This window comes from Chitinophagaceae bacterium, assembly GCA_016713085.1.
Taxonomy (GTDB): domain Bacteria; phylum Bacteroidota; class Bacteroidia; order Chitinophagales; family Chitinophagaceae; genus Lacibacter.
The window spans coordinates 31533-42482 of sequence record JADJPV010000003.1 but is presented as its reverse complement, the minus strand read 5'-3'; the positions used below and the strand labels follow the sequence as shown (position 1 = coordinate 42482).

The 10950-nt window shown below is 40.1% G+C and carries 12 protein-coding genes and 2 pseudogenes; 10 read left to right on the top strand and 4 right to left on the bottom strand.

Annotated elements, in window-relative coordinates:
• Positions 1-746 precede the first annotated feature (746 nt).
• Positions 747-909 (top strand): annotated as a pseudogene (locus IPK31_20660) (hypothetical protein).
• 27 nt (positions 910-936) lie between these two features.
• On the opposite strand, the pseudogene IPK31_20655 reads toward IPK31_20660, so the two are convergent.
• A pseudogene (locus IPK31_20655) lies at positions 937-3021 on the bottom strand (KUP/HAK/KT family potassium transporter).
• A gap of 522 nt (positions 3022-3543) precedes the next feature.
• Between IPK31_20655 and IPK31_20650 the strand changes: the two are divergent.
• The 4 genes from IPK31_20650 (at position 3544) to IPK31_20635 (ending at position 4982) form a co-directional block, all read left to right on the top strand.
• Positions 3544-3693 (top strand): hypothetical protein, encoded by a 150-nt coding sequence (locus IPK31_20650; GenBank protein MBK8090130.1) that lies wholly within the window; start codon positions 3544-3546, stop codon positions 3691-3693.
• Between the two features lie 53 nt (positions 3694-3746).
• Positions 3747-3947 (top strand): hypothetical protein, encoded by a 201-nt coding sequence (locus IPK31_20645; protein MBK8090129.1) that lies wholly within the window; start codon positions 3747-3749, stop codon positions 3945-3947.
• Positions 3948-4305: 358 nt separating this feature from the next.
• Positions 4306-4608: a hypothetical protein gene (locus tag IPK31_20640; GenBank protein ID MBK8090128.1), complete on the top strand. Its 303-nt coding sequence runs from the start codon at positions 4306-4308 to the stop codon at positions 4606-4608.
• 230 nt (positions 4609-4838) lie between these two features.
• Entirely contained in the window at positions 4839-4982 is a 144-nt protein-coding gene (locus IPK31_20635) for a winged helix-turn-helix domain-containing protein (protein MBK8090127.1), read from the top strand.
• 1292 nt (positions 4983-6274) lie between these two features.
• Here IPK31_20635 and IPK31_20630 read toward each other — a convergent pair.
• Positions 6275-6508, bottom strand: a complete 234-nt coding sequence (locus IPK31_20630; protein ID MBK8090126.1) for a hypothetical protein — start codon at positions 6506-6508, stop codon at positions 6275-6277.
• Positions 6509-7347: 839 nt separating this feature from the next.
• Here IPK31_20630 and IPK31_20625 point away from each other — a divergent pair.
• From IPK31_20625 to IPK31_20605, 5 genes are all read left to right on the top strand, one after another.
• Positions 7348-7902 (top strand): hypothetical protein, encoded by a 555-nt coding sequence (locus IPK31_20625; GenBank protein ID MBK8090125.1) that lies wholly within the window; start codon positions 7348-7350, stop codon positions 7900-7902.
• 84 nt (positions 7903-7986) lie between these two features.
• Positions 7987-8259, top strand: coding sequence for a DUF1343 domain-containing protein (locus tag IPK31_20620; GenBank protein ID MBK8090124.1), 273 nt, complete (start codon positions 7987-7989; stop codon positions 8257-8259).
• Positions 8226-8576 carry a DUF1343 domain-containing protein gene (locus tag IPK31_20615; GenBank protein ID MBK8090123.1) on the top strand — a complete coding sequence of 117 codons (351 nt, stop codon included), beginning with the start codon at positions 8226-8228 and terminating at the stop codon, positions 8574-8576. The genes IPK31_20620 and IPK31_20615 overlap by 34 nt, the downstream gene beginning before the upstream one ends.
• Positions 8458-8913: a DUF1343 domain-containing protein gene (locus IPK31_20610; protein MBK8090122.1), complete on the top strand. Its 456-nt coding sequence runs from the start codon at positions 8458-8460 to the stop codon at positions 8911-8913. Before IPK31_20615 ends, IPK31_20610 begins: the two co-directional genes overlap by 119 nt.
• An 8-nt stretch (positions 8914-8921) precedes the next feature.
• Positions 8922-9146: a hypothetical protein gene (locus IPK31_20605; GenBank protein MBK8090121.1), complete on the top strand. Its 225-nt coding sequence runs from the start codon at positions 8922-8924 to the stop codon at positions 9144-9146.
• Positions 9147-9194: 48 nt separating this feature from the next.
• On the opposite strand, the gene IPK31_20600 is transcribed toward IPK31_20605, so the two are convergent.
• Together IPK31_20600 and IPK31_20595 are read right to left on the bottom strand one after the other, a co-directional pair.
• On the bottom strand, positions 9195-10589 hold the full coding sequence (locus IPK31_20600; protein MBK8090120.1) for a PAS domain-containing protein: 1395 nt from the start codon (positions 10587-10589) through the stop codon (positions 9195-9197).
• A gap of 32 nt (positions 10590-10621) precedes the next feature.
• Positions 10622-10933, bottom strand: a complete 312-nt coding sequence (locus IPK31_20595; protein ID MBK8090119.1) for a PAS domain S-box protein — start codon at positions 10931-10933, stop codon at positions 10622-10624.
• Positions 10934-10950 lie beyond the last annotated feature (17 nt).

Here is a 10950-nt window from a genome sequence, read left to right as displayed (position 1 = left end):
AAAATCCTTCATCGAAAAAAAAAACCCGGTCATTAAAAGAACCGGGGATTGTAATTAACATCCTGGGCTATTTCCAGAAGAACTGCCAGGTAATCTTTATCTGCTTCCGGATATTTATTTTTTTTCCATGCTGTAACAGCCAGCTCAAGTACCTGCTTCAATTTCACATTTACTTTACACTTATCGATATTCAGTTTTCATCACACATTCTTTCTGAGTAGATCAGCACATTACCAAGGGTGCAGAAGCGTGACAATATGGTTCTTTAAGGGCGGGCAGATTGCTTTCCACTATCCAATAAACTATCTTTAGCAGCCAGGCGGGTGATTTTGTCTTGTTGTGCCATTCCGGTAAACACAAGCAGCATGCTAGCTTCGTAAAATAGATCCATTTTCAAAGTTGTTGTTTCAGCAACAATAAGGTTTTTAATGAGTAAATACCTTCAATTACAAACCTATCACAAGCACAAATCTTAATTCTTATTACTGGACAATTTGGGAGTTGGATCGGTTATACAACAGCAAACTGCAGCCCGGATAAACTTGTTTCTACTAAAAAGAGGCGCTGGTCTTTTTACCGACAAAAGTAATGATTGATCAAAGTGAATTGATGAGCGGAGTACTATGTAAAACAGTTTAACAAAACCCGGCATGCGGGATCTTCATACTGTGGCAGAGTTGGCACATTGAACAGCGTCGTTACAACATAGCAGATAAAGCTTAGCACAACACAAAGCCCTTTAAAAGTTGGTGAGAAAATTCCCGCATGCCAATGGTTTTCGTTATTCCTTGCACAAGAAAACCTGCCTGGTAAACCTGATATCGTATTACAAAATACAAAACCAATATCTCTATTCATGGATGTTTCTGGCATGGTCATACAAATTGTAAATATTTTACCATCCTTTAAAATAAGAACAGAATGGTAACAAGTAAATCAATACCAACAAAGCCAATGACAAAAGGTAAAAGCATTGAAGAAAAAGGGTGGAATGGTGATTTCATAATTTGGGAATGCAATTAAAAAGGAAAAATGATGGACTCTTTCCCCGCTTAGAAAGTTTGAATGATGATGAGAAAAATCATCATCACCAGATATAGATAAAACTAATTTTCTAAACGTCACAGTTTTAAAACCTGTTGCCTGGGAAACAATCAACGGAAATTTTTCTACAATTACATTGCTGGTATCAAGACCGAAAGCTTTCTCTTCCGAAAGACTTATTTCCTTTAATATAAAAAGGAACCGCAAATCAGCCTTCTTCAAACAACGGAAGTTCATTGTCCTGGCTTAAAATTTTTTCCATCACAATAAAAAGAAAAGTTTACCTGTTACATGGTTTCTCTTCAAACTTTCAGCGGCTTGTTACATTCACCTCTTTATTAGCAACTAGCTCTTCATACAACTTTTCTAAACAACTGATGTATACGGGGTTGTACCCGGAAGCCTAATCTGAAATCTACACGTATGATTTCATTGGGAATTATATGTGTTACTTCATACTCTTTTTGTATATGGATCATCCATTGTATCAACATGCACCAGCCAATAGATATCAGCTCTTTAAGGCATACGGTTTAACATGGAGTAAATCACTTTGTGTTCAATCTCTTTTAGAATGTTGGCACTTGTGGGACCACCAGGTGTGTATTATATTTCGGAATACTTGAGTCGTTACTCAATTCCTGAATCTTGAGAACATAATCATCCAGCCTTACAAATTCAACATAGCAGTTTTTAATTTTTCTTGCCCTGTACCAGGTATACATAACAACAAACAGTAACCCACCAACAAGAAGGGTAACATAACCACCGTGAGGAAATTATCAAGGTTGGCGATAAAAAAACTGATCTCAAATTGTAAGATATACGGCCAGGTACCTAAACCCAAAACGGAGCCAGCGGTGCAGCACAAGGTAATTGTAAATAAAATGGAAGTTGCAATCATGGTGGCAGTGATGGCCAGACCATAAGCTGCTTCCATATATTGGTTGCTTTTAAAATAGGAGGGTTATGCCAACTTCTTCCAACAAACAGTAAGAGGTTAACGGCTGGTAAAAACAACTGGCCTTTTGTTTCGGTAGGATAATTGATTTTCATCTTTGTAGAGAGGTTCAAAACGCATAGCCTCGCTCACCAAGGTAAACGATCCGGAAATTAATGCCCTGACTGGCAATGATGGTTGCAGCGGTTGCGTTACCAACCGCAATATAAAAACCAGGAAAGGCATGATGCCGTAAAACGGATTGAATCCTTTTTCAATTAATTCCTGATGTGATGATTACCCCATTGTAATGATGGAGCAGCCATGCCTCTGGCCCAAGTGGTTTAGGAACCAAACAGGTTTTACCTATCCAGGAGTAACGGATATTCCACTTACCGCAATGACCAAGATCTGAATACAAAGCCTCTGCTCCTGTTGTGCAGAGAATACTTGCCCCCAAAATATAAAACCCCTTAGGATAAGTGCTGAGCAATTTAATGGCATAGTAAGGATTAAAGGCTTTCAACACAGCCGGTTCGTCAAAGAGCTGAAATAATCCCAGTACTGCCAGCATCAGAAACCAGGTGAGCTAATGGGACCAAAGAAACGGCCAATAAATTCTGTACCAAACTGCTGCACAAAAAATAAAACAGAAAAGAATGCCGATAACAATGTAGATAATTGTTTGCTGACTGATACTTGCAAATGCGTGTACTGTTTCAGGCCTTCAATGGTTGATGTTACAGAAATGGGCGGAGTAATCATTCCATCAGCAAGCCATTGCTGCACCACCTGCCATAGCAGGAATCACCAGCGCCACTTTTCTTCTTCGCACCAGTGAGAAGAGTAGGAATTCCACCCCTCTCCTTTATGTCTGCACGCAAGGTGGGATAACATACTTAACCCGTTGTCTGCAGCGTCAACGTCCAGATGATACAGGAAAGGGCGCCGATAATCAGTTCTTCTGTAACCAGTTTTCCATTCGTAATTGCATTGAGTACGTATAAAGGAGATGTTCCAATGTCACCGAAAATAATTCGTCAAAGCAATCAAATCCTGCTGCAGTTACTTTGTTATGAAAGATTCATTTCAAAAGAAAATGATGAAGCGATAAAATTATAACGGAGTTTCATCAAAGCATGCATAACGTTGTAAGCAGAACAAATCTTATAAAATCTTTATACGGGTTTTTGTGTAAAGCATAGCTATGCAGGCTACATTTGCAACAGAATACAGCATATGCGAATTCTTTGCGGAAAATAGAACCATGGAAACAATATTTATACAGTATTGTGCTGGTACTTCTTGTTGCTGCCGTTTGTTGTGCACTCACACCTTATATGGGTTACGTGTATCAGCTTTGGTTCTGCTTGTAACTGTTTCTATTATTGCTGTTTCCTTTGGCGAATACACTTCGGTATTAATTGCTTGCAGCATTATCTGCCTTTATCTCAGATTTCCTTTTTTCATACCACCGCATTTACTAACATTCATAAAAGTTTCTTCCAGTAGAAGATGCTATTCTGCTGGATTATGTCTTTTATCGTTGCTAATGGTGAATGCTGTGCTCACTTATAAAACAGAAACAGATTGAAAAACTGGCGAGCAACGAAAGGAAAAATCAATGCAGTGAAATGTACAATACACTGTTTAATTCCTTATCGCATGAATTAAAAACACCCATTGCTGCCATCATTGGTAACCGATAATCTGCAGGCAGAAAATGAAAACCTTACAGCAGATAATAAAAGCAACTGGTAAGATGAAATTGCCAGAAGCTTCTTTCAGGTTAAATAGGCAGGTAGAAAACCTGCTCAACATGTCAAGAATAGAACGGATTTCTGCAACCCAAAAAGACTGGTGTGATGTTGGCGAGCTGCTGTATGAAGTAACCAGGAGAGTGGAAGAAGAGAGATATACTGCACGGCGTATTGAAATCAATCTAATCCTGCACTGCCATTAGTGAAAACAGAAAGGAATACTGGAACAAGTGCTGTAAATTTATTAATGAATGCGGCAAAATGAAAGAATGCCGATGCAGACAGCCTGATTGTTGTAACAGCTTCACCGCCAGCGTCAATTGCTGCTGCAAGGTAGGAAGAAGACAATGGAAATGGATTCCCCGAAGAAGAAATGCATTATGTCTTTCGAAGTTTTACCGGTGAAAGATGCAATAGGGAAGCGGCACAGGTCTTGGGCTTTCTATTGTAAAAGGATTTACTGAGGCACTTGACGGTACAGTGCAGCCACAGAACAAATAACAGGCGGCAAAGTTCAGCATTCAGATACCGGCAGAAGGTTCAACCCCTGAAACAACAGCCATGAATAAAGCAGAAATTTTAGTGATTGATGCGAAGTACAGATGCGCAGGCTGCTGGAAATTGTTACATTCAAATCAATACAGCGTTGCAGGAAGCATCCACAGCAAAAAGAGGCTTTTGATCATAGGCGTGCCAATCATCCTGGACCTGATTTTGCTTGATATCGGATTGCCCGATAAAGTGGGGACACGAAGTTTTGCAGGAGCTGAGGCAATGGTATACAAATCCGGTAATTATTTATCAGTTACAGCAAGGGAAGAGGAAATCGGTAAGCTTTCGATAATGGTGCCAATGATTATTTAAGCAAACCTTCCGCACGGGTGAATTTAGCGCACGGTATCCGCTCTGCGTTACGGAGTGCTAAAACCGAAGAAACTGACCCGGTGATAACCGGGCAACACCTAAATTGATTCCGCGGTGCGAAACAGAAAAAAAAAGAATGAAAGCGTAAGCTTACTGCTAAGAGTACAAATTTCACCGTTTTTACCCGCAACAAGGAAAAGTGCTCACCCTCAGTATTTATTAAGAGCAGTATGGGGCCTAGTTTTATTAACCAATCACAATACCTGCGGGTGTTTATTGCATGGATTCGCCGCAAAATAGAAACCGATCCCAACCGTCCTGAATACCTGCTCACCGAATCAGGAGTGGGCTATAGGTTTGTGAATAAAGAATAATCTTTTTCAGTGTAATCTTTTTCCGCTCAGCCATTTTCCGCAACGGGAATTGTTGAAATGCAGTTACTTTGCAGTACGGGCTTTAAAGTGCATGAGTCATAAGGCGGCTAAGAAGCCATCATTGTCCTCGTTTTTTTACCGTGTAAAAACAATCCGTTTCTGTATTCAAAAAAAGGAAGTGAGTTTAAAAATAGGAAAGATATTATTCAGAGGTAAAAATATAAGGCATCACTCTGAGCACTATACTGGTGCTTATGTTTTCAATTCCTACCTGTTTCCCCGGATTTGTATCAGATAAAATTAAAAACTAGGCCAACCATGCCATTGAAAATAAACTGAATTTTTCCAAAGCAAGATTGTCTTTCTTCAATCATTTCCCTTCGCTTACGATAACACTCTATGATGTTTCTTTAACCGGTTCTGCTCCTTTTGAAAAGATACACTTGCATCGGCAAAAGAAATTGCACTTGAGTTGACCTCAGCACGGTGTTCCTAAAGCCATCCGTATCAATGAAATTTATATTACCCGTGGAAACGTACAGGTACTTGTGTGGTAAAGAAGGGCAACCCAATTATAATATTTATAAAAGAGAAACTAAACCACATCCGGTACCAGATACAGGACAGCTGCTTCTGATGCTGCATTGAAATTAGACAGGATACAGATCGAGGACTCGCACTGTTATACAACGACCTGTCCATTCATACTCATCAAAGCAAACCGTTTCAATTACCCGGGTAAAGGAAAGTGAAGCGGTGTTTAATCTTAAATCAGAGATCAGGATGGAAGGTGTTGACTTCGTTTATGACGGAGAGCAGTACCTTACCGATAAAAACTGAATGCAAAACTGCGCACAAGAATCAACACTCATTCGCTTGAAACTTGATTTCAGAAGAAATGATTTGATGATTAATAAACTGCCCGTTGCATACCGGAACATTTCCTATTTCTTGAAAATGGTTACCGGATGGACTTCAATGCAAAAACTCCATCAACAGAATTTGAAAACCTGTTTTACTGCTTTGCCCCGGCTCTGCAACATGGCTCGATAAAACAGATGTGGGCGGTAAAATTGAAATGGGCGCATCTCTGAAAGGCGATTTTATTGCAGTGAAAACCGCATGCCCGATCTAACTTCAATGTGAAAGTGAGCAAAAGGTTCTTTTGCTACAACAGCGGTGAAAGAAAAAATCCTAGATCTGTATCTGAACTTTCATTTTGTATTACCGAACTGAATACAAGGAAAAATGATCATAGGTGCTGATACATTGAACGCCTGGCTTGGTAAAGATTATGTAAAGGCATCTTTTGAAACAAAAGGATTGAGCAAACCATCCATCAAAGGATCGGTGCAGGTGGCGGCTGATGTTGAAAATGGGCAAAGATTCTTGACCTGCGAAAACAGCAGGAATAGATGTAAAGGTTTTTGCAGTTGCAGGCAAATTTCATCGGAATCCATAACCCGGCACAGAATCAGTATCCATTGATGAACGCCGCAGTTCAGTGGAAGAAAGGAGTTCTTCAAACAAATTACTATCCACAACCCATCACGGATATTGATGTAGATCCAACATCATTATAGGTAAGGCACCAGCAGAAGTGCAGGTAAAAAAATAAACCGCTTTCACTTCAGTTCGAAGGCCAGCCGTTTACATTGACTGCTGATGTAAAATTTCGACAACCTTGTTTATACCATCAGTTCCAAAGGCAGTCAACATCGGTAAACTATATCTCTTTGCAATAGAGGGGTATGATATAAATGGATTTATTAAAAAACCGATCTGTCATTAAGCGGTACACAGGCTGATGCAGTTGCAGGACGTTATGATCAGCTCAATAACAAGGGAAGCATTGAGATCAGGCAGGTCAACCTCCGTACACCCTGTTTCCCAAACAGTTTTTTAATCAGCTCAGGTCTTTTTCATATTAACAACGATCAGCTAAAGGCTGATCGGTTTGTGATGCATGTATCTCAGCAACACTGTTTCTCTCAAAGGAACATTCGGCAACATCATTAATTATATCATGAAGAAGGATGCTCCTCTGCAGGGAGACCTGTCTTTAACAGGTAAGCAAATTCTCATACAGAATTCATGAGTACAACAGACAGCACTGCAGCAAACACATCCGCAAAAAAGCAAATACAACTCCTGCTGAAACAGCAACCGGAGTAATCATCATTCCTGCCAATTTAGATTTTCAGTTTCATGCTGCTGTTGATAAAGTTGATTATAACGGTTTAACTATTCATAACTGGATTGCAGATGCTGGTATAAAAAACGGCAACCTTAAAATCAGCAAATCAGCGTTTACAATAGTTGGTGCACCGGTGAACATGAGGCAACTTATGCTCCCGTTAACAACATGCAGGCATTGTTCAGTTATCATATCAATGCAAAAGAATTCGACATACAGAAAGCATACAAAGAAATACAGCTCTTCCGTGAAATGCTTACCAGTGCAGCAAAAGTAAAAGGACAGGTTTCCATTGATTATACATTAAACGGAATGCTCAACGACAGTTTATATCCTGTAACAAAAAGTTTAAAGGGGGGCGGCACGGTAAGTATTAAAAACGCAAACATCAGCGGTTATAAATTATTCAGCGCAATCAGTAAAAAAACAGGGAAGGACGCAGTTGATAATCCTGATCTCTCCAAACAAACCATTGAATTAAAAACAACCATTGCCAATAACATCATTAACCTGCAGAAGGTTAAGCTCCGGGTGGCGGGCTTCCGTCCTCGTTTTGAAGGGCAGATTGGTTTCGATGGGCGTTTGAATTTAAAAGTTCGTCTTGGTTTGCCACCCTTTGGTATCCTCGGTATTCCGTTAACCGTTACAGGTACGCAGGAAAAACCACTTGTGCGGTTGGGCCGTGGAAAAAAGAGGGCGGACTTGATGAAGAGGGGCCGATGAAGAAGATAAAAGAAGCGTCCGAAGCAACCGATAAAAACAAACAGCAGAACTGAGAACACCTTCAGCACTTACATTTGTGCAGCAATGAAGCTTCCACTTCAATACGGTATCGATGTTTTACTGCAGCAAACTGCTGTATATAAACACAAACGCATTGCATTTGTTACCAACAATGCTGCCACCACATCAACGGGCGAGTTGAGCCGTGTTACTTTATTGAAGAACGGCTTTAACATCACAATCATCTTTTCACCGGAGCATGGTATTACAACTATGGGTGATGATGGCGCTTTTCAGCAAAATATTACCGATACAGTAACGAGTTGCCCGTCGTCAGTTTATATGGAAACAGGTTAGCGCCAACAGCAGAAGACTTTCAGGATGTTGATTTGGTATTGTTTGATATACCAGATGTTGGCTGCCGTTTTTATACCTATCTCTGGACCATGACACATGTAATGGAAGCATGTGCAGCCAATCAAAAACCATTTGTTGTATTAGACAGACCGAATCCCATTGGTGCAGAACTTTCAAAAACAGAAGGACCTTTTCTTGATGAACAAACCTGTTCATCCTTTATCGGCAGATGGAATATTCCAGTCAAACACAGTTGCACATTGGGCGAATCCTGCTTTATACTTTGCCGCAACAAAAATCAGCGCATTAAATATTGAAGTTATAAAAACGCAGTATTACAAACGAACAGAAACAGCTGTGGCAGATTTTTTCTTTACGCCAACCTCTCCTGCCATACAGCAAATTGAGACCGCTCTGCTTTATCCTGGCACTGGATTGCTTGAAGGAATTAATATAAATGAAGGGAGAGGAACAGAACTGCCTTTTCAAATCTGCGGAGCGCCCTGGATGAAAAATGAAGAGCTTAAACATTCAATGGAGCAGTTGCAACTTCCGGGTATTGCGTTTACAACATGTATATATAAACCTGCTGCAGGAATGTATGCCGGTAAAACCTGTAACGGGTTGCAACTGCATATCACCGAGGCAAAATAGTTTCAGCGGTGAAAACCGGAATAGCTTTAGTGCAGGCAATTATTCAGCTTCACCCTGATTTTGTTGAAGAGCGATTATATACCACCAATGCAAATCCAACCGGCATTGCTCATTTAGATAAACTGCTGGGCGTTCAACATGCATTTACAAAACTGAAACAGGGAAATTATATTGAAACAAATATTGCAACCGAATGGGAACAGAAGATGAAACCGTTTTTGTTGTATAAATAAAAAAAACCGCAATTAACGGAGCATTATTAATAAATATTTACTTGAATCTTAAAGAGGGATACTGACCGTAACCTCACACCCATGCCCGGGGATTGAATAACAGCTGAATTTTCCGCCATTCATTTCCGCCCTGCGTTTGATATTTCCCAGACCAATTCCCTTGCTTACCGATTTTGTGTCGAACCCTTTTCCATTATCAGCAATGCGCAAACTGATTGTATTCTCAATGACCATCACATCTATTTCAACAGTATCTGCGGCAGCATGCTTAAAAATATTATTCATCTGCTCCTGCAAAATCCGGTACAAAGCGGTCTGGATTTCAATACCCACCCGTTCCTGTTCAAAATCATCAAAATGAAGATGAACAGCTATGCTGCAATTCGAGGTTAAAGATTCAATCAGTGACTGAAACACATCTTTAAATGAAAGATTATCTTTTGAAGCTGGCGTAAGCTGATGGCTCAGCTTCCGTATTTCATCAATTGCATCCGATATATGTTTTTTACAGGTGTCGAGGGTTTCAGCAAATACCGTTTCATTTTTTTGATGCTGCCTGGCAATACCCAGGTATAATAGCGATACCGATAATATCTGGTTTACATTATCGTGCAGCTCCATACCAAGCTGTTGCCTTTCTGATTCCTGTGCATCTACAATAGCTTTTGAAATACGGATTTCTTCTTCTTTTTCATACGTAACATCCTGCATAGCACCGATGATGCGGCTTGGTTTGCCCCTGTCATCGTATAACACAAAAGCACGGTCAAAAATATATTTATAGCCGCCATCAGCACAACGGTAACGGTAATCAAGCTGAATGTTTTGTTTGTTTGTGAGAAAAACTTCATTCAGTAATTCAGATACAGTTCCAAGATCATCCGGATGTATATTCTGTTTCCACCAGTCAGGAATATTTTCCACTACTGATTTTTCATAACCAAACATGGTAGTGATGCCTTCATTGTAACGCATCATTTGTGTATGCATATCCCAATCCCAAACGGTATCACTGGTTGCTTTGGCAAGAATATTATAACGGTTAAGGGCTTTCTGTAAATTTATTTCCGATTGTTTCTTTTCGGTAATATCCTTCGTTGAAATATAGGCTCCGGTAATAACTCCTTTTCCATCTTTTACCGGCATATAATTTACCAGCACCCATTCAGGCAAACCGGCAATAGAAAGCTGCAGCTCGTATTCAACCTTTTCGCCGGCAAATACCTTTGCCAGGGTTTCTCTTACAGGTTCATCCTGCTCATCCGGAATCAGCGGAAGAATATTTGTACCTACAGTTACAGGTTTTCCCCAGGCTTTTTCAAGATTGGCTGATGCAGATTTATTGATCAGGGTTACTGTATAATTTTTATCCAGTACATAAAAACTATCTGATGAACTCGACAAAACATGACGGAGCTTTCTTTCCGATTCTGCTAAATGCAATCCGGCCATTTTACGATCGGTAATATCCCTGTTTACACCGCGCCGGGTAAGGCTGAATCTTTTTCGTACAGTTCATACATCCTGTCGTCCCATAGCAGTTGCTGAAGAACCAAATCTCTTTCCCAGATGCCAATCTTAGCTGAACGGGTTGCTAATGAAAGACGTTCTGAAATATTCCTGATTTGTACTTCTGCTTTTTTCCGTTCGGTAATGTCACGTACAAAAGCAAGAACACGGCCATCACTCAGCATTCTCGAATTGATTTCTATTTCTGCAACTGCCCCGTCTTTTCGTTTCAACTTCCTGGTAAATAAAACCTGTTCACCTGCTTTTACTCTTGCCACCACTTCTGAGTTAACAA